The organism is Trueperaceae bacterium, assembly GCA_036381035.1.
GTDB lineage: Bacteria > Deinococcota > Deinococci > Deinococcales > Trueperaceae > DASRWD01.
The window spans coordinates 1-18,593 of sequence record DASVDQ010000029.1 but is presented as its reverse complement, the minus strand read 5'-3'; the positions used below and the strand labels follow the sequence as shown (position 1 = coordinate 18,593).

The following is an 18,593-nucleotide window of genomic DNA, read 5'->3' as shown; positions in this document are numbered from 1 at the left end:
GCCTCACAGGGCCGTCCGGCGGTAGGGCGTGTCGACGGGACCGCCCGCCGGCACGCGGCCGTAGACCGACGCCAGGCCGTGCAGGTGCGGCGCCAGCCACGGCGGCACGTCGTCCCAGGCGAAGCGCCAGGTCCAGTTGCCGACCTCGCGGCCGGGCGTGTTCATGCGGGCCTCGGGACCCAGCCCCAGGTGGTCCTGCAGCGGGACCACGGCGAGGTCGGCGACCGACGCGTAGGCCAGGCGGACGAGCCCGTCCACGACCTCCTCGTCGGGCCGGCCGAGGTAGCGACGCACGTGGTCGCGCTCGGCCTCCGGCGCCGACTCGTACCAGCCGCGCGTCGTGTCGTTGTCGTGGGTGCCGGTGTAGACGACGCAGTCGCGCTCGTAGTTGTGCGGCAGGTAGGGGTCGTCGGCGCCGCCCGCGAACGCGAACTGCAGCACCTTCATGCCGGGCAGCCCGCAGGAGTCCCTCAGCGCCTCGACGTCTGGCGTGATCACGCCGAGGTCCTCGGCCACCACGGGCAGCCCGCCGAGCTCGCGGCGCAGGGCATCGAACAGGTCGGCGCCGGGACCCGCGACCCAGCGGCCCCTCTCGGCCGTGGGCTCGCCCGCCGGGATCTCCCAGTAGGCGGCGAAGCCGCGGAAGTGGTCGATGCGCACGAGGTCGGCCTGGGCGAGGGCGTGCCGCAGACGCGCGACCCACCAGGCGTAGCCGCGCTCCCTCATGACGTCCCAGCGGTAGAGCGGGTTGCCCCAGCGCTGGCCGGTGGCGGAGAAGTAGTCGGGCGGCACGCCGGCGACCACGGTGGGCAGGCCGTCCTCGCCGAGGTGGAACAGCTCCGGGTTCGCCCAGACGTCGGCGGAGTCGAGCGCGACGAAGATCGGCACGTCGCCGAGCACCCTGATGCCGCGCTCCGACGCGCGGCCCTTGACCGCGGACCACTGCCGGGAGAACCAGTACTGCCACACGCGCTGCCTGGCGGTCTCGGCGACGAGGCGCTCGGCGGCGTCGGCCAGCGCCGCCGGGTCGCGCAGCCTGAGCGGACGCTCCCACGCGGTCCACGGCGCTCCCCCCGCCTCCTCCTTGAGCGCCATGAACAGGGCGAAGTCCTCGAGCCAGGCGGCCTCGCGCTCCGCGAACGCCCTGAACCCGGGATCGCCGGCGCCGCCGGACGCCAGGAAGGCGTCGGCGGCGCGGCGCAGGAGCGGCAGCTTCAGCTCGTAGAGGCCGCCGTAGTCGACGCGGCCGGACGGCAGCGCGCGCAGGGGCTCGAGGTCGTCGTCCCGCAGCAGGCCCTCGGCGGCCAGGTCGCCGACGTCGATGAGGTAGGGGTTGCCGGCGAACGTGCTGAACGACTGGTAGGGGCTGTCGCCGTAGCCCGTGGGGCCGAGGGGCAGCACCTGCCACACCCGCTGGCCTGCGGCGGCCAGGAGGTCGAGCCAGCGGAGCGCCTCCGGGCCGAGCTCGCCCACGCCGTGGGGCCCCGGGAGGCTCGTGGGGTGCAGCAGGACGCCGGCCGCGCGCGGCGCGGCGGGCCGGGAGGGCCGGTCCGCCGGCGACCCCGCGGCGGGGGACCCGCTCGGCACCGGAGCCGCGTTCGCCGCGGGCGCGCCATCCGGAGCGCGCGCAGACGCGGGCGCGCCCTCCGGCGCCGCGCTCACTTGACGAACGGCTTGCCGGAGGCCTTGGGCGCGACCGAGCGACCCACGAACCCGGCCAGCACGAGGATCGTGAGGACGTAAGGCAGGCTCTGCACGATCGTGGGCGGGAGCAGGTTGCCGCCGCCCAGCAGCACCTCGGTGGCCTGGAAGGCGCCGAACAGCAGCGTGGCGCCGAGCACGCCGAACGGGTGCCACTTGCCGAAGATCAGGGCCGCCAGCGCGATGAACCCGCGGCCACCCGACATCTCGCTGACGAACTGGTTGAGGTTGCCGATCGAGAGGTAGGCGCCGCCCAGGCCGGCCAGCACGCCCGAGATGACGACGCCCGCGTAGCGCATGCGGAAGACGTTCACGCCCAGCGAGTCGGCCGCCGCCGGATGCTCGCCCACCGAACGCAGGCGCAGGCCGAACGGCGTGCGGAAGACGACGAGCCAGGTGAGGGGCACGAGCAGGAACGCGAGGTAGACGAGCGGGCTGAACGAGAGGTTGTCGATGCCGAACAGCTCCCACTGCGGCAGGCGGTTGCGGATGGGCTCGGAGGTGGAGGAGTTGCCGTAGAGCCCCGACAACACGACCGCGGGGATGCCGATGGCCATGAGGTTTATCGCCGTGCCGGAGATGATCTGGTCGGCGCGGTAGCGGATCGACACGACGGCGTGGATCCAGCCGACGAACCCGCCCAGGACGGCCCCGGCCAGCACGCCGAGCCAGGGCGCGAAGGGCACGCGGGCCACGGGGTTCTCGGCGAGGAACGGCGCCTCGACGAGCTGGGACGTGATCGCCGCGGCCATGGCCCCGAAGAGGATGATCCCCTCCAGCGCGATGTTCACGACGCCGGAGCGCTCGCTGAACAGGCCGCCGAGGGCCGCGAAGAGCAGCGGCGTGGTCGCGCGGACCATCGACGAGAACAGGGCGAGGAGCACGACGACGTCCACGGCGCTACGCCCCCTCCTCCGCCGGCGGCCGCTGCGCCAGCGGCTGCGCCTCCTCGCCCTCGACCGTGTCGCGCTGACCGGCGTGGGTGTAGCGTCGGCGGAAGGCGGGGTCGACGAACGCCTGCGGAAGGAAGCCGCGCGCGGCGATGAACAGCACGACGAGCGCGAGGATCATGCTCACGACCTCGCGCGTGAGGTTAGGGAAGGTGATGTTCAGCACCGAGCCCCCGTACTTCATGACGCCGAAGAGCAGCGCCGAGAGCAGGATGCCGAAGGGGTGGTTGCCGGCCAGCAGCGCCACGGCGATGCCGTCGAAGCCGTCGCTGGTGGGTATCGACTGGCGCAGCGCGAAGTCCTCGAGGGCGCCGCCGAGCACGTAGTGCGTCGCCGTCAGGCCGGCGAGGCCGCCCGAGATGGCCATCGTGATCACCGTCGTGCGCGGGATGTTCGCGCCGCCGTACTCGGCCGCCCCCGGCGCCAGGCCCACCGCCCGCAGCTCGTAGCCGAAGCGCGTCTTGAACAGCAGCACGTAGACGACCGCGGCGGCGACGAGCGCGAGGAAGAAGCTGCCGTTGAGGTTCGTGGGCGGGATCGCCGTGGGCAGGCGGTTCAGGCCGACCAGGGCCAGCAGCAGGTAGAGGGCGACGCCCAGCAGCGCCGCGGCGCCGAGCCGCGCCGGCCAGCGCCGCAGGGACCTGACGCGCCCGAGGAAGAACAGCGAGGCCAGCGCCGCCAGCGGGGCGACGAGCCGGGCGTAGTCGATGCGCACGACGTTCACGCCGGGGGAGGCGCGGGTGTCGATCCCCACCATCTCGGGGAGCTGCGGCATCCGCGCCTCGACGCGCAGCGGCTGCGACTTCGGCTCGTTGCCCGGCACCTTGAACGGCATCTGCACGGTCACGGGGGCGTCGCCTGGCCGGGGCTGGCCGGCCACCACGCAGGCGGCCAGCACGACCACGGCGAAGGCCGCCAGGGCCAGACGCGGCGCCCGCCGCACCGTGCGCCTCACGGGCGGGACGAGCAGCAGGACGACGGCGACCAGCGCCAGCACGCCTATCGCCGCCATGATGCGCAGGGCCGCCGCCGCGAAGACGTTGCTCGAGGAGAGGATGAACAGCAGCACCGAGGCCGCGACGAAGTTCAGGAGGATCGTCGCGATGACCTCGTTGGCGCCGAAGCGCGCCTTGAGCCAGCCGGGCAGCGCGCCCCACAGCGCCCCGCCGGCGAACGCGCCGAGGACGGCCAGGGGCAGCGTGACGATGCGCGGCCCCGGCATGTAGATCCCCACCATGGCGGCGGCGATCGCGCCGAGGACCATCTGGCCGGGCGCGCCGATGTTGAACAGCCCGGCCTGGAAGCCGAAGGCGACGGCGAGGCCGGTGAAGATGAGAGGCGTGGCCAGCTTGAGCGACTCCGCGAAGCCGCCCACGGTGCCGAGCGCGTCGCGGAACATCGTGTAGTAGGCGTACCAGAGCGTGTCGAGCCGCCCGACGAGGCGCTCGAACACGCCGAGCTCCAGGCCGGCGGCGACGGGCGTGGGCTGCAGGAGCAGTATGACGACGGCAGCGGCGGCCAGCGCGAGCAGTATCGAGATCGCCGGCACCGCCGCGCTCCTCAGGAACGCGTCGATCGCGCGCCGCGGACCCGCCCAGGCGCGCAGCCCGGCCGCGCCGGCGACCAGGCCGAGCAGGACGGCGATGAACGCCGCCCAGGCGGGGCCGACGTTCGCGTAAGGCAGGCGCCTGATGTTCAGCCCGCCGGCCCTGACCGCCGCGATGTTCTCGGCCAGCGTCCGCTCGTCGAAAGCCGCCAGCGCCTCCCGCAGCACCGCGGGGTCCTGGCGGGGGCTCGGGTCGGCGATCGCCTCCTCCACCTCGGCGCGCACCGCCGCTCGTCGCGCCTCGTCGACGGCGGCGCCGAAGCGCGAGACGCCCCAGGCGTTGGCCCCGATCAGCAGCACCGCGGCCGCGAGCCACGCCCCGTGCCGCGCGCGGGAGCCGGTGAGCGACCCGCCGGCGGCGAGGAGCGTGCCCAGGGAGGTGACCAGCAGCACCGCCCCGCCCGCCGCGAAGTCGACGGGCGCCGTGCGGCCCGTGAAGTCCACGTAGCGCTGCGGCAGCAGGACCACGGCGCTGCGGGCCCCGGTCTCGCGGTTCACGGCGCCCCACGGCGCCAGGATCAGGGCCGCCGCGGTGACGACCGCCATCGTGAAGACGGCGATCCTGTCGCTCATGAGGGCTTCACGCGCGCCATCATACGGGACGCCGCTCGGAGCGCCTCCGCGGCCTCAGCGGCGTTCGGACGCGCCCTCTGGTCCTTGGCGAGCAGCCGGGACACGAGGTCGTCGAACGGGGCCAGCGCGGGGTCGAGGTCGGACGGCGGCGTCGGCTCGAGCGCGGCGTGGGCCTTGAGGACCTCGTCGACGTCGCCGGTGAAGGGCGCCTGGCCGGTGACGGCCCGGTAGGCGACGACGCCGAGCCCGTAGACGTCGGACGCGGGCGTGGCGGGCGCGCCGCGCGCCTGCTCGGGGCTGAGGTAGGCGAGCGTGCCGGCGATGGGCGGCGTGGACCCCGGCGGCTCGCCGAGCCGCGCCGAGAGGTCGAAGTCGAGCAGCTTGGCGTGCCCGCGGGCGTCGACGAGCACGTTCTCCGGCTTCACGTCGCGGTGCACGACCCCGCCGGCGTGGAGGTAGGCCAGGGCGTCGGCGACGCCGGCCAGGGCCTCGAGCCGCTGCGCGACGTCGGCGCCCTTGTCGGCCCAGCGCGTGTACCTCACGCCCAGCACCAGCGGCATCAGCAGCGCGGGACGGCCGAGGACCACGAGGGACTCGTCGATCGGGTTGAGGTGCGGGTGGTCGAGGCCGCTCCCCACCTCCAGCTCGCGCGCGGCGCGCCAGGAGTCCTCGACGCGGAAGAGCTTCAGCGCCGCCAGGCGCCTGCCGTCGCTCGCCAGGTAGACGCGCGCCGACACCCCCCTGTCGAGCTCGCGCAGCACCTGCAAGCCCCCCTCGAGCAGCGTGCCGATGATCCTCACCGCCTCACCAGCACCCCCGCCCTCAGCAGGTCGGCGAACGCCTCCTTCTCCAGCGCGGCGTGCTCCCCCGCTGCGCCCGCCGGCGGCGCCACCAGCAAGAGGTGCCTGAAGCCCGCGCGCAGCACGGTCTCGCGGGTGCGCTCGAGGAACCGCCTCACCTCGCGGCGGTAGGCCTCCACCTCGTCGGGGCCGGCGGGCCGCCTCTCCTCCGTCTCCACGTCGACGACCTCGAGCTCGCCGCGGGGCGGGTCGAGGTCCTCGGCGGCCACGACCTGCAGGAACGCCGCGTCCAGCCCGCGCGCCTTGAGGGCCGAGAGGCCCGGACGCAGCGGTGCGTCCTCGAACAGGTCGGAGATCACCAGGGCGAGACCGCTGCCGCGCTGGGGCGGCAGCGACAGCGCGAAGGTCTTCAGCCCGCTCACGGGGCCGCTGCCGCGGGCGCCGATGGACTCGTCGATGAACGACCACGTGGCGCTCATCGCGATGCGCCCCTGCAGCGGCCTGCTGCTGCCGCCGGAAACGCGGTGGACCTGCGTGGGGGCGTCGCGCTGCGCGACGTAGCTGATGAGCTGCGCCAAGACCCGTGCGTAGGCGCGCTTGCCGCCCACGGCCATGCTCGCCGAGTCGTCGAGGACGAGGTGGAGCCGGACGGCGCGCTCGGCCTGGTAGAGGCGGGTGTAGAGCCGGCCGGTGCGGGCGTAGACGCGCCAGTCGGCGTACCGCAGCTCGTCGCCCGGCTGGTACGGCCTGAAGTCGTGGAACTCGACGCCCTGTCCCGGCTCGCGGCTGACGCGCTCGCCGCTCACGGCCGCCAGCGCCCGCGAGGCGAGGGAGTAGCGGTCGAGGAGGGCGCGGCTGCGGGCGGTCAGCATCGCCGGGGCGCCGTGGTCAGCGCTTCTTCTCGAGGCCGCTCAGGACCTCCTGGAGCACGGCGTCGGTGTCGGCGCCCTCGACCTCGGCCTCGAAGGTGAGCATGAGCCGGTGCCGCAGCGACGGCAGGACGGCCCGCCTGATGTCCTCGAGCTCGACGTTCGGTCGGCCCGCCGCCAGGGCGAAGCCCTTGGCCGCCAGCGTGATCGCCTGGGCGCCGCGGGGGCTGGCCCCCAGGCGGACGTAGGGGTGCTGGTGCGTGGCCTCGACGAGCCGCACGATGTAGTCGAGGGCGGCGTCGGCGATGGGCACGGCGCGCAGCATGCGCTGCAGCGTGAGCAGCTCCTCGCGCTCGAAGACCCGCTCCACGGACCCCTCGTCCGAGCCCGTCGTGACCACGAGGATGCGGCGCAGCGTGGCCTCGTCGGGGCGCTTGACGAGGATCTTGAACATGAACCTGTCGAGCTGCGCCTCGGGCAGCGGGTAGGTGCCCTCCATCTCGAGCGGGTTCTGCGTGGCCAGGACCATGAAGGGGTCGGGGAGGGCGTGACGCGTGCCCGCCACGGTGACGGCGCGCTCCTGCATCGCCTCGAGCAGCGCCGACTGCGACTTCGGCGTGGCGCGGTTGATCTCGTCGGCGAGGAGCACGTTCGTGAAGACGGGCCCCGGCTGGAACTCGAAGCCCTGGCGGCCCTCGACGAACACGGTCGTGCCCGTGACGTCGGCCGGCATGAGGTCGGGCGTGAACTGTATGCGCGCGAACGTGAGGTCCGTCGCCTCGGCGAACGCCCTCACCAGGCGCGTCTTGCCCAGGCCGGGCACGCCCTCGACGAGGGCGTGGCCGCGCGCCAGGGCGGCGACCAGCAGCTCCTCCACGACCGCGTCCTGGCCGAGGATCACCTGGGAGATGCCGGAGAGGATGCGGCGGAACTTCTCGCGGAAGGCCTCGCTCGCGCTGCCGGGGACCGGTCCAGTCGTCATGTCGACTCGGAGTATACGGGCGACCCGCTTCGCCGGCCCCGGCAGCGAGTAGACTCTTGCCCATGAGGCCCGCTTGGGGCAGGGTCACGCTCCGGCCGCTCGAGGAGTTCACCGAGCAGGACTGGCGACGGCTGCAGAGCCACTTCCGCGACCCGGAGATCTCCTACCTCAACGGGACGCCGCCCAACCGCATGCCGCTGTGGCTGCTCAAGCGCCTGCTGAAGGCCGACGCGCAGCGCCACGACAGGGCGACCTTCGGCATCTTCGACGAGCGGGACGAGTTCATAGGCACCACCGAGCTCTACGACGTTAACGGCGGCTCGGCCACGCTGGGCATCATCATCGGCGAGAAGACCCACTGGTCGCGCGGCTACGGACCCGAGGCGATGCGCGCGCTGCTGACCTACGCCTTCTCGCACCTCGGGCTCGAGCTCGTGCGCCTCGAGACGTTCGGCGACAACGAGCGGGCCCAGGCCGCCTTCAGGAAGGTCGGGTTCCAGGAGGTGCGTCGCCGGGTGGGCCCGAGCGGCCGCGTCGACGTCTTCATGGAACTGACCCGCTCGGCCTGGCGCGAGCTGCAGGCGGGCGCGCGCCCGGCGGCGCCCGCGGGCTAGCTACCGCGCCGCCGGCCGGCCGCGCCCGCGAGCCGGCCTCGCCGCCCGTCCGTCGGCGCAGCCGACCTTCCCGCCGGCTCGCCTCTCCCTCGCGCTAGGCCCGCTGCCGGCTCTCCTCGCTCGCGAAGTAGTCCTTCACGGCCTTGGCCGCCGCCTGGCCGACGCCGGGGATCGCGGCGAGGGTGCCCACGTCGGCGGAGCGCAGCTCGTCGACGCTGGAGAAGTGCGCGAGCAGCGCGTCGCGGCGCTTGGGGCCGATGCCCGGCACGTCGTCGAGCACGCTCCTCGTGAGCGCCCTGCCGCGGCGCTGCCTGTTGTAGCCCACGGCCACGCGGTGCGCCTCGTCGCGGACGTTGATGAGGAGCCTCAGCGCCGGGTGCGCCAGCGGCACGAGCAGCTCCTCGCCGTCCTCGAGGATCAGCGTCTCCTGCTTCTTGGCGAGGCCCACCAGCGGCACCTGCAGGCCGGCCTCCTGCAGCGCGCGCCTGGCCGCGCTCATCTGGCCCTTGCCGCCGTCGATCAGGAGGAGGTCGGGCGTTGGCATCTTGTCGGCCAGGGAGCCCGTGAAGCGCCTCTTCACGGCCTGGTGCATGGCGTAGTAGTCGTCGGAGCGCTGCGGGTTGCGGATGCGGAGCCGGCGGTAGTCGCTGCGCTTGGCGCGCCCGCCCTCGAACGTCACGATGCTCGCCACCGTGTGCTCGCCCATGAGGTTCGAGATGTCGAACCCCTCGATGCGCCACGGCGGGCTCTCCAGCGCGAGCAGCTTCTGCAGCTCGCTCACCCCCGGCGCCTCGCCGCGGCGCTCGAGCAGCGCGATCTCGGCCTCGAGGCCGGTGGCGGCGTTGCGCTGGGCCATCTCCATGAGCTCGACCTTGTCGCCGCGGCGCGGCACGCGCACCTCCACCCTGCGTCCGGCGCGCGCCGAGAGGAAGTCGGCCCAGACGCCGAGGTCGAGGTCCGACGGCGGCACGAGCACGAGGGGCGGCACCTGCATGGCGCGGCCGTAGTAGTCGGCCATGAACGCCTCGAGGACCTCGTCGTCGGTCGCGCCCTCGGCGTTCTGGAGGAAGCGCTTGTCGCGCCCCACGACCCTTCCGCCCCGCATCTGGAAGAGCTGCACCATCGCGAAGTCGCCGGCCTTGGCGAGGCCGAGGAAGTCGAGGTCGTCGGACTCGCTGTGCACGACGCTCGAGTCGTAGCCCGTCACGCGCTTCACGGCGTCGAGCCTGTCGCGGTAGGTGGCGGCGAGCTCGAAGTCCTGCCGTGCGGCGGCGGACCTCATGCCCTCCTCCATCTGGGCTATGACCTCGCCCACCCTGCCCTCGAGGAACGCCTTCACCTGCGACACGACCCGCTGGTACTCCTCGTCGTCGACGGGGTAGGCGCAGGGCGCGAAGCAGCGGCCCATGTGGTAGCGCAGGCAGGGCCGCTTGCGGGGCTGCATGGGCACGCCGGAGTTCTTGCGCAGCTTGAACACGCTGTAGACGAGGTCCATCACGCGCCTGACCGAGCCGGCGCTGGGGTAGGGGCCGAAGTAGGTGCCGCCGTCCTTGATCACCCGGCGGGTGAACACGAGGGTCGGGTAGCGCTCGTTCGTGAGCTTGAGGAACGGGTAGGACTTGTCGTCCTTGAGGAGGACGTTGAAGTGCGGCTTGTGCCGCTTGATGAGGTTCGCCTCGAGGATCAGGGCCTCGACCTCGTCGGCCGTGACGATGAACTCGAGCGCCTTGGCGTCGCGCGTCAGCAGCCGCGCCTTCTGGCCGGCGTGCTTGCCGAAGTAGCTGCGCACGCGGCTGCGCAGGTTCTTGGCCTTGCCGACGTAGATGACGCGGCCATCGCGGTCGAGGTAGAGGTAGCAGCCGGGCTGCTGGGGTAGCACCGGCAGGTCGGTGCGCTTCATCAGGGGATATTACGTCCCCACCGGGCCGTTCGGGGTAGCCGCCCGGTGGCTAGCCGTCGTCGTCGCCGCCGCCGGTCGCGTTCGCCAGGAGCCGCGCCAGCGTCTCCCTCAGGCGAGCGATCTCCTCGTCCGGCACGCCCCGCCGCAGGCGCCTGTCGAAGGCCGCGGCCGTCTCGGACAGGCGGCGGAACAGGGCCATGCCCTCCGCCGTCAGCTCGATGCGCTGCACGCGCCTGTCCTCCGGCGGTCGGTAGCGGCGGATGAGCCCGGCCTCCTCCATCGCGTTCAGGTGGTGCGTGAGCGTGGCGTCCTGCACGCCCACCCGCTCGGCGATCTCGCGCTGGCTCGCCCCCGGGTGGTCGCACAGGGCGATGAGGACGAACCACAGCGCCCGCGAGCCTCCCGCGCGCGCGAGCTCGGCATCGAACTCCCTCGACATGGCCGTGACCACGTCCCAGAGGTAGCGCCCGATGGGCTGCTCTACCCGCCTGTCCCGCACGGGACGAGCATAGCAGGTCGTTAGGGGTCATATCATTTGACATCTAAGGCTTAGAGTTCTATCTTTTCCCTCGACCGTCCGGCCCGGCGGGCGCTGCCGGACGCTAGGAGGCAGGGATGATCGGAGAAAGCAGCGTGACCCGCACGCTCGGGCTGCTGGAGAGGAACGTGCGCGGCGGCGTGATCGTGCCCGACTCGGCCGACTACGACGACGTGAGGGCGCTGATGCTGGCCGGGCGCGACGCCAGGCCGCTGGCCCTGGTGCGGCCCGTAGACGCCGAGGACGTCGCGAGCGCCGTGACCGTGCTGGCGGGCGAGGGCGTGCCGTTCGCGGTGCGCGGCGGCGGACACCACCCCACGGGCGCGGCCGGCGGCGACGGCGTCTTCGTGATCGACACGCGCGGCATGAAGGGCATCGACATCGACGCGGCCGGGCGCACCGCCACCGCGCAGGCCGGCGTGACGGCGGGCGAGTACACGGCGGCGTCGGCGGAGCGCGGGCTGGCGACGGGCTTCGGCGACACGCCCACGGTGGGCATCGCGGGGCTGACGCTGGGGGGCGGCCTCGGCTTCCTCAGCCGCGCCCAGGGCCTCACCGTCGACAGCCTCCTCGGCGCCGAGGTCGTCACGGCCGACGGGCGCGTCCTGTGGGCCGACGCCGACTCGGAGCCCGACCTGTTCTGGGCGCTGCGGGGCGGCGGACCCGGCTTCGGCGTCGTGACCCGTCTGCGCTACGCCCTGCGCGAGTTGGCGGGCGGCTACGGCGGCGTGCTCATCCAGCCGGCCTCCCCCGAGGTCGTGCACGGGGTCGTGAAGGCCGCCCTGGAGGCCCCCGACGAGCTCACCGTCATCGTCCAGGTCATGGTCGCCCCGCCCATGCCGTTCCTGCCGGCCGAGGTGCACGGCAAGCCCATAGCGATAGTGCGCGGCTTCCACCTGGGCGACGAGGCCGCCGGGAAGGCCGCCTTCGCGCCGCTGCGGGCCGCGGCCGCCCCGCTCGTCGACGCCGTACGCCCCCTGCGCTACGCCGAGATGCTCGAGGAGCCGCCGGCGCCGCCCATCACCATGCGCTTCGCCACGGGCTTCAGGGACTCGTGGGACCCGGCGGCCGCCGAGGCCGTCATGGCCCTCGCGACCGAGCCGGCGATGGGCATGAGGGGCGTGCAGCTCAGGCCCATGGGCGGCGCCATCGCCCGCGTGGAGGACGGGGCCACGGCCTTCGCCCACAGGCGGCGGAGGCTGGCGCTGTGGCTGATGTCCGGCTACATGCGGCCCGACGGCGGTCCGGCGGCGCTCGACTGGCTGCAGCGCGCGCACCAGGCCCTGGCAGAGGGACCGGCGCAGTTCGTGAGCTTCGCCGACGACGGCTTCAGGGTCGAGGACGCCTACCCCGGCGGGACGTGGGAGCGCCTGCGCGCGGTGAAGCGCGCCTACGACCCGGGCGACCTGTTCCGCTCGGTCCTCAGCGTGACGCCGGCCTGAGCGGCGACGCTCCGGCGCGCGCCCGACGCCTCGCCGGCAGGCAAGGGCCGGCCGCCTCACGAGCAGTCGGCCGGCCCTGCGCCGTATCCCGACCCGACTAGAGGTCGAGCATCAGCTCCTCGGGCGTCTGGAGCAGCTCGATGAGGCGGCTGGTGAACGACGCCGCCACGGCGCCGTCGAGCACGCGGTGGTCGAACGAGAGGCTGAGGTAGACCATCGAGCGCGCGGCGATCGTGTCGTCGGGCAGCACCACCGGCCGCTTCTTGATCGTGTGCAGACCGAGGATCGCCACCTCGGGCACGTTGATGATGGGGAACGAGAACAGGCCGCCCAGGCTGCCGATGTTCGTGATCGAGAACGTCCCGCCCTTCACGTCGTCGGGGGCGAGCCTGCCGGCGCGGGCGGCCTCGGCCAGGCGCTGGACCTCGGCGGCGACCTCGATGAGGCTGCGCCCCGCCACGTCCTTGACCACCGGCACGACCAGCCCGTCGTCGACGGCCACCGCCATGCCGATGTCGTAGTAGCGCTTGACGACGATCTCCCCCTTGGCCTCGTCGAGGCTCGAGTTGAGCGCCGGGTACTCCTTCAGCGCGGCCACGACGGCCTTCATGACGAACGGCAGGTAGGAGAGCCTCACGCCGCGACGCTCGGCGACGGGCTTGAGGCGCTCGCGCATGGCGACGAGCGCGCTCACGTCGGCCTCGTCCACGTGCAGCGTGCGCACCGTCTGCAGGTGCGAGGCGACCATCTGCTGCGAGATCAGGCGCCGCAGGCCCCGCACCGGCACCCGCTCCTCGAGGGCGGCGAGGTCCGCCGGCGAGGCGTGGGCCGCGGCGGGACGGGCGGGAGGCGACGCCGCGGCGCCGGCGGCCTCGGCGTGGGCGCGGACGTCCTCGACGCGCACGCGGCCGTTCGGGCCGCTGCCGACCACCTGCTCGATGTCGACGCCGAGCTCGCGCGCGAGCTTCCGGGCCGCCGGCACGGCCAGCACGCGGCCGTAGGGGCCCTTCACCGGTCCGGCGCCCCGCGCGGGCGGCGGGGGCGCGACGGCCCGGGGCGGCGGGGCCGCGGGCTCGGCCACCGACGCGACGCCGTCGAGACGCCGCTGGAACGAGACCCGGTGCAGCGGCTCCTCGCCGCGGGCGTCGCCGGGCTTGAACAGGCTCAGCTCGTCGCCGCGGTCGTCGGCGACCCCCGCGCCGCCCTCGACGATCGAGCGCTCCTCGTCGCCGTGGCCCGGCGCCGCGGCGGGGGGAGCGGCCGCTCCTGCGGCGGCGCCCTCCTCCTCGATGAGCGCGATCGCCTGGTGGACCTTCACGACGTCGCCCTCGCCGGCCAGGTGCTTCGCGACCACGCCGGCGTAGGGGCTGGGGAGCTCGACAGTGACCTTGTCGGTCATGACCTCGACGATCGGCTGGTCCTTGGCGACGCTGCCGCCCTCCGGCACCAGCCACTTGACGATCTCGCCCTCCACCACCGACTCGGCCAGCTCGGGCAGCAGCAGCTCACGCGGCACTGTCAGCCAGTCCTCCTCTGCCTCAGTAGGTGAGCACCCGCTCGACGGCGCGCAGGATGCGGTTGGGGCTGGGCAGGTACTCGCGGTCCTGGGCGTAGGGGTAGGGCGTGTCGAAGCCCGTCACCCGCAGCGGCGGCGCGAGGAGGCTGTCCATGACCTCCTCGACGATCGTCGCGGAGACCTCGCTCATGAAGCCGGCCGTGCGCGGCGACTCGCTCACCAGGACCACGCGGCCCACGCGCGCTGCGGCCTCGAGCACGGCGTTCTCGTCCCACGGCTGCAGCGAGCGCAGGTCGATGACGTGGGCGCCGATGCCCTGCTCGTCGAGGGCGTCGGCGGCCTTGAGCGTCTCGGCCATGCTGCCGCCGTAGCTGACGAGCACGACGTCGTCGCCCTCGCGCCGCACGGCGGAGGCGCCGATCGGCACCAGGTGCTCGCCCTCGGGGACCTCCTCCTTCACGGCGCGGTAGAGGCGCTTGGGCTCCATGACGACGACCGGGTCGTCGTCGCGGATCGCGGCGCGCAGCAGCCCCGCCGAGTCCGCCGGCGTCGACGGGTAGACGACCTTCAGCCCGGCCGTGTGCACGAAGTGCGCGTCGGGGTTCTGGGAGTGGTGGTGACCGCCGCGGACCCCGCCGCCGGACGGCATGCGCACGACCATGGGGGCCGTGAAGGTGCCGCCGGAGCGGTAGCGGATCTTCGCCACCTGCGACACCAGCTGGTCGAAGCCGGGGAACACGTAGTCGGCGAACTGGATCTCGGCCACCGGCCTGATGCCGTAGACGGCCATGCCGAGCGCGGCGCCGATGATGGCGGCCTCCGAGAGCGGCGAGTCGATGACCCTGTCGGGGCCGTACTTCTCGAACAGCTTGTCGGTGGCGAGGAACACGCCGCCGCGCTTGCCGACGTCCTCGCCGATGACGACGACGCGCTCGTCGCGCGCCATCTCGCTGTCGAGCGTCTTGGCGATGGCCTGGGCCATCGTCTGCAGGCTCATGGTCCGCAAGCCTCCCGCGCCGGCGCCCTCACGCCTCGAGCTCCCGGCGCTGCTTCTCGAGGCGCTCAGGCACCTCGGCGTAGACGTCCTCGAACATCCAACCGACGGGCGGGGGTCCCGCCTCCTCGGCCTCGGCGATGGCGGCCTCGAGCTGCGCCTCCGCCTCGGCGCGGGCCTGCTCCTCGTCGGCGTCGTCCCACAGGCCGCGACGCTCGAGGAAGCGGCGGAAGCGGGCCAGCGGGTCGCGCTTCCTCCACGCCTCCACCTCCTGGCGCGGACGGTAGCGGGAGTCGTCGTCGGCCGAGGAGTGGCCGCCGTAGCGGTAGACGACGAGCTCGACGAGCGCCGGGCCCACGCCCTCGCGGGCGCGCTCCACGGCCTCGCGGGCCACGAAGTAGGACGCCAGCACGTCCATGCCGTCGACCAGGTAGCCGGGCATGCCGTAGGCGTGAGCCTTGACGGCGATGCTGTCGGACCCCGTCTGCTTCTTGAGGTCGACGCTGATGGCGTAGCCGTTGTTCTCGCAGGCGAAGACGATCGGCGCCCCCTGCGCGCCGGCGAGGTTCACGCCGGCGTGCCAGTCGCCCTCGCTCGTGGCGCCGTCGCCGAAGCTGCACAGCACGACCTCGGAGCGGCCCGAGAGCTTCATGGCCAGCGCCGTGCCCACGGCCGGCGGCACGTGCGAGGCGATGGGCGAGGCGACGGTGAAGACGTTCAGCTCGCCGGAGCCCGGGTGGAAGGGCATCTGACGGGCCTTGGCCGGGTCGGCCCGCGTGCCGAGCACCTGGCCGACGAACTCGACAAGCGGCACGCCGAGGGCGAGCACCAGCGACACGTCGCGGTAGTACGGGTAGAGCCAGTCGTGCCCGCGGCGCAGCGCGTGCGCCAGGCCGACCTGGGCGGCCTCGTGTCCGGCGCTGGGCGCCACGAAGCTCGTCCTGCCCTGACGTTGGAGGCGGCTCATCCGTTCGTCGACGAGCCGCCCCATGAGCATGTCGAGGTAGAACCCGCGTAGCCGCGCGGGCTCGAGGTCTAGCTCGAACGGGCCCAGCCACTCGCCGCCGTCGCCGATCAGCCTGATCGGTTCGCTGGTGAAGGGCTCGAAGGCTTGGCCTTGAAGGATCATGCGTCGCTCCCTACCGGCCCTGGCGCCCCGTGCGCCCCGGGCCTCCATGAGGCGTAGGCGACGAACCGGCGGCCCCCTGCCGGCCGGTCACGGACGGTCAGTGACCCGACGATACCACCGGCCCCAGAGCGCCTTCCGTAACGGAGCTGGCATGTGCGGGCACTGCGGCGGCCCTCACGAACGCCTTATCCTCGCGTCGTGGAGCGCACGGCTCGTAACTCGGCCCTGCCCGGCCTGGCCCGCGAGCTCGCCCGCCGCGTGGGCGGCCTGCCGCCGGCGGCGCTCATAGCCCTGACGCTCGCCGCCTGCCTGGGCCTAGCCGTCCTCGCCCGGCTCCTCGGCAGCTCGGCGTGGCTGTGGGCCACGCTCGCCGGCGGCGCCTTCCTCGTGGCCTACGGGAGGTTCGGCACCCGCGGCGTGCTGCTGCTGGGCGCGGCGCTGGCCGGGTCCGGCGTGGGGATCCTGTTCGAGGCCGTCGCGGGGTGGGACGGCGCCTACCTCCTCAGCCTCGGAGCGGCCCTCTGCATGGCCGACGCCCTCGACCCCCCGCCGGCGCACCTCGCGCTCGTCGTGGGCGGCGCGCTGGCGCTGATCGGGCTCGTCGTGGGCCTCGCCGCCGCCGACCTCGTGACGGCGGTCCTGCTCGGCGCGATCGCCGCCGCCGGGGTCGCGCTCTTCGTCGCGCGCGAGGGCTGAGGCCGCGCAGGCGACGTTCGCCGCGTCCCCCGGCCCGCTCTTCGTCGCGCGCGAGGGCTGAGGGCCCCCCGGCGCGGCCGGGCCCCGCGAGCCGCGGCGACCGGCCCCCGCGAAGCGCAGGCACACGGCGACCCGGCGACCTGTGCCCCGGTCCGCCGCACCGGGGCCCGGAGACGCCGCCGACGTCCTTTAGACTGCCGGTGCGCCCGACGGCGCCTGCCGCCGCTCCCGCGGCGCGCCCGGGAGGCCCCAGCGGCCGCCCGGGGAAGAGAGAGACGATGGAACAGACGATCTACCGCGGGCTCGAAGGCGTCAACATCGACGTCAGCTCGATCTGCTCGATCGACGGCGCCAAGGGCGAGCTGATCTACCGCGGCTACGACATCAGGGAGCTCGCCGACAAGGCGAGCTTCGAGGAGGTCGTCCACCTGCTATGGGAGGGCGAGCTCCCCACCAGGGCCCAGCTGGACGCCTTCAGGGCCGAGCTGAGGACGGCGTTCGAGCTCCCCAGGGCCGTCGTGGACCAGCTCGTCGCCCTGCCGCGGGACGTCGACCCGATGCACGCCCTCACCTCCGCCGTCGCGCTCCTCGGCGCGCTCGACCCGCAGGCCGACGACGTGGGCCTGGACAACGTCAAGCGCATCGGCAGGCTGCTGCTGGCGCAGTTCCCCACCGTGGTGGCGGGCATACAGCGCGTGCGGCAGGGCCTCGAGCCGGTGGCGCCGCACCCGGGCCTCGGCATCGCCGGCAACTTCCTCTACATGATCACCGGCGAGGAGCCCACCGAGGCCGCCACGAACGTGATGGACGTGGCCCTCGTGCTCCACGCCGAGCACGGCTCGAACGCCAGCACGTTCGTCGCCCGCGCCGCCGCCAGCACCCTCACCGACGTCTACAGCGCCGTCACGGCGGCCACGGCGGCCCTCAAGGGCCCGCTGCACGGCGGCGCGAACGAGGCCGTCATGGAGGCCCTCGAGAAGATCGGCTCCGTCGAGAACGTCGAGGGCTACGTCCTCGACGTCCTGTCGCGGCCGGGCGGGCGCGTGATGGGCTTCGGCCACCGCGTCTACCGCGTGCTCGACCCGCGCGCCCAGGTCCTCAAGGAGGTCAGCCGCAAGCTGGCCGAGGAGTCGGGCGACAGCAAGTGGTTCGAGATGAGCCTCGAGATGGAGCGCGTCATGGAGCGCGAGATGGCGCGGCGCGGCAAGCAGGTGCGGCCGAACGTCGACTTCTTCAGCGCCTCGGTCTACCGCATGCTCGGCTTCCCCGCGGCCATGTACACGCCCATCTTCGCCGTGGCGCGCATCGCCGGCTGGATGGCGCACCTCTACGAGCAGTACGCCGACAACAAGCTGATGCGCCCGCGCCTCGTCTACGAGGGACCGCGCGACAAGAGGTTCGTGCCCATAGAGCAGCGGGGCTGAAGCAGCCGCCTGGGCCCGCTCGCGAAACGTGCGGCGGGACCACGCTCTGGCGACGGCCGCCAGATGGACAGGCGCGACGCGCATCCTTGCAAGATGTAAGTGTGACTTTCGAAACGCAAGGATGATTCGGCGCCGCTTGACGTCGGCGGTCGAGGAGGCACTCGAGTCCTTCCCGGTCGTGGCGCTGCTTGGGGCACGCCAGGTCGGTAAGACCACCTTGGCCAGGTCGACGGGCAGCTCTGGAACGCCAGCGAGCTGGCGCGCACCCTCGGGGTGAGCCCGCCCACGGCGAACTCCTACAGGGACATCCTCATCGGCACCTTCTTGGCGAGATCGCTCGAACCGCACCGAGCCGACCTCGGCAAGCGCCTCGTGAAGGCTCCCAAGGTGTACCTGCGAGACTCCGGGCTCCTGCACGCGCTCCTCGACATCGCGGACATCGACGAGCTCCAGGGGCATCCGATCGTCGGGGCGTCATGGGAGGGCTTCCTCATCGAACAGCTCCTGAACATGACGACACCCCGGGACGCCACGTTCTACAGGACCGCGGCCGGCGCGGAACTGGACCTGGTGGTCGAAGGGAGGCGTAGGGAACGGGTGGGCTACGAGATGAAGTACTCCCTGTCCCCCACGGTGACGAAGGGGTTCTGGAACGCGCTTTCCGACCTGATGTCGCGAACGGCCTACGTGGTGTACCCGGGGGAGGAGTCGTGGCCGCTCAGCGACTCCGTCGAGGTGCTGCCGGCCGTGCGGCTCGGCTCGGGGAGCTAGCCGGGGGCGGTAACGGGAGCTAACCCCCCGCCGCGGCCCTCACCTCGAGGCTGGCCACGAACGCGCGCAGCCACTCGGCGTAGCGGTC

General features: G+C 73.3%; 16 protein-coding genes. 5 read left to right on the top strand and 11 right to left on the bottom strand.

What is annotated here, in order from left to right:
* Window positions 1-3: 3 nt before the first annotated feature.
* The 6 genes from malQ to VF202_04895 form a co-directional block, all read right to left on the bottom strand.
* Window positions 4-1,587, bottom strand: a complete 1,584-nt coding sequence (malQ, locus tag VF202_04920) for a 4-alpha-glucanotransferase (GenBank protein HEX7039435.1) — start codon at window positions 1,585-1,587, stop codon at window positions 4-6.
* 71 nt (window positions 1,588-1,658) lie between these two features.
* Window positions 1,659-2,597 carry an ABC transporter permease gene (locus VF202_04915; GenBank protein HEX7039434.1) on the bottom strand — a complete coding sequence of 313 codons (939 nt, stop codon included), beginning with the start codon at window positions 2,595-2,597 and terminating at the stop codon, window positions 1,659-1,661.
* Between the two features lie 4 nt (window positions 2,598-2,601).
* On the bottom strand, window positions 2,602-4,830 hold the full coding sequence (locus VF202_04910) for an ABC transporter permease (protein ID HEX7039433.1): 2,229 nt from the start codon (window positions 4,828-4,830) through the stop codon (window positions 2,602-2,604).
* Entirely contained in the window at window positions 4,827-5,630 is an 804-nt protein-coding gene (locus VF202_04905) for a serine/threonine-protein kinase (GenBank protein HEX7039432.1), read from the bottom strand. Before VF202_04905 ends, VF202_04910 begins: the two co-directional genes overlap by 4 nt.
* Window positions 5,627-6,502, bottom strand: coding sequence for a DUF58 domain-containing protein (locus VF202_04900; protein ID HEX7039431.1), 876 nt, complete (start codon window positions 6,500-6,502; stop codon window positions 5,627-5,629). The genes VF202_04905 and VF202_04900 overlap by 4 nt, the downstream gene beginning before the upstream one ends.
* 16 nt (window positions 6,503-6,518) lie before the next feature.
* Window positions 6,519-7,481, bottom strand: coding sequence for a MoxR family ATPase (locus tag VF202_04895; GenBank protein ID HEX7039430.1), 963 nt, complete (start codon window positions 7,479-7,481; stop codon window positions 6,519-6,521).
* A gap of 62 nt (window positions 7,482-7,543) precedes the next feature.
* Between VF202_04895 and VF202_04890 the strand changes: the two genes are divergently transcribed.
* Window positions 7,544-8,095, top strand: a complete 552-nt coding sequence (locus VF202_04890; GenBank protein ID HEX7039429.1) for a GNAT family N-acetyltransferase — start codon at window positions 7,544-7,546, stop codon at window positions 8,093-8,095.
* Window positions 8,096-8,189: 94 nt separating this feature from the next.
* Here VF202_04890 and uvrC read toward each other — a convergent pair whose 3' ends face one another.
* Window positions 8,190-9,995 (bottom strand): excinuclease ABC subunit UvrC, encoded by a 1,806-nt coding sequence (gene uvrC, locus VF202_04885; GenBank protein HEX7039428.1) that lies wholly within the window; start codon window positions 9,993-9,995, stop codon window positions 8,190-8,192.
* Between the two features lie 49 nt (window positions 9,996-10,044).
* On the bottom strand, window positions 10,045-10,494 hold the full coding sequence (locus VF202_04880; protein HEX7039427.1) for a MarR family transcriptional regulator: 450 nt from the start codon (window positions 10,492-10,494) through the stop codon (window positions 10,045-10,047).
* Window positions 10,495-10,610: 116 nt separating this feature from the next.
* Here VF202_04880 and VF202_04875 point away from each other — a divergent pair, with 116 nt between their 5' ends.
* On the top strand, window positions 10,611-11,975 hold the full coding sequence (locus VF202_04875; protein ID HEX7039426.1) for an FAD-binding oxidoreductase: 1,365 nt from the start codon (window positions 10,611-10,613) through the stop codon (window positions 11,973-11,975).
* A 97-nt stretch (window positions 11,976-12,072) separates the two neighbouring features.
* Here the strand turns inward: VF202_04875 and VF202_04870 are convergent, their stop codons facing one another.
* The 3 genes from VF202_04870 to VF202_04860 are packed head-to-tail and all read right to left on the bottom strand — an operon-like array spanning window position 12,073 to window position 15,614.
* A complete protein-coding gene (locus tag VF202_04870) occupies window positions 12,073-13,491 on the bottom strand; it encodes a dihydrolipoamide acetyltransferase family protein (GenBank protein ID HEX7039425.1) in 1,419 nt (472 codons plus the stop codon).
* A gap of 22 nt (window positions 13,492-13,513) precedes the next feature.
* Window positions 13,514-14,488 carry an alpha-ketoacid dehydrogenase subunit beta gene (locus VF202_04865; GenBank protein ID HEX7039424.1) on the bottom strand — a complete coding sequence of 325 codons (975 nt, stop codon included), beginning with the start codon at window positions 14,486-14,488 and terminating at the stop codon, window positions 13,514-13,516.
* A gap of 28 nt (window positions 14,489-14,516) precedes the next feature.
* Entirely contained in the window at window positions 14,517-15,614 is a 1,098-nt protein-coding gene (locus tag VF202_04860) for a thiamine pyrophosphate-dependent dehydrogenase E1 component subunit alpha (protein HEX7039423.1), read from the bottom strand.
* Window positions 15,615-15,812: 198 nt separating this feature from the next.
* On the opposite strand from VF202_04860, the gene VF202_04855 reads away from it, so the two are divergent.
* The 3 genes from VF202_04855 (at window position 15,813) to VF202_04845 (ending at window position 18,505) form a co-directional block, all read left to right on the top strand.
* A complete protein-coding gene (locus VF202_04855) occupies window positions 15,813-16,310 on the top strand; it encodes a hypothetical protein (GenBank protein HEX7039422.1) in 498 nt (165 codons plus the stop codon).
* Window positions 16,311-16,588: 278 nt separating this feature from the next.
* Window positions 16,589-17,734, top strand: a complete 1,146-nt coding sequence (locus VF202_04850) for a citrate/2-methylcitrate synthase (GenBank protein HEX7039421.1) — start codon at window positions 16,589-16,591, stop codon at window positions 17,732-17,734.
* A gap of 273 nt (window positions 17,735-18,007) precedes the next feature.
* Window positions 18,008-18,505, top strand: coding sequence for a DUF4143 domain-containing protein (locus VF202_04845; protein HEX7039420.1), 498 nt, complete (start codon window positions 18,008-18,010; stop codon window positions 18,503-18,505).
* Window positions 18,506-18,593 lie beyond the last annotated feature (88 nt).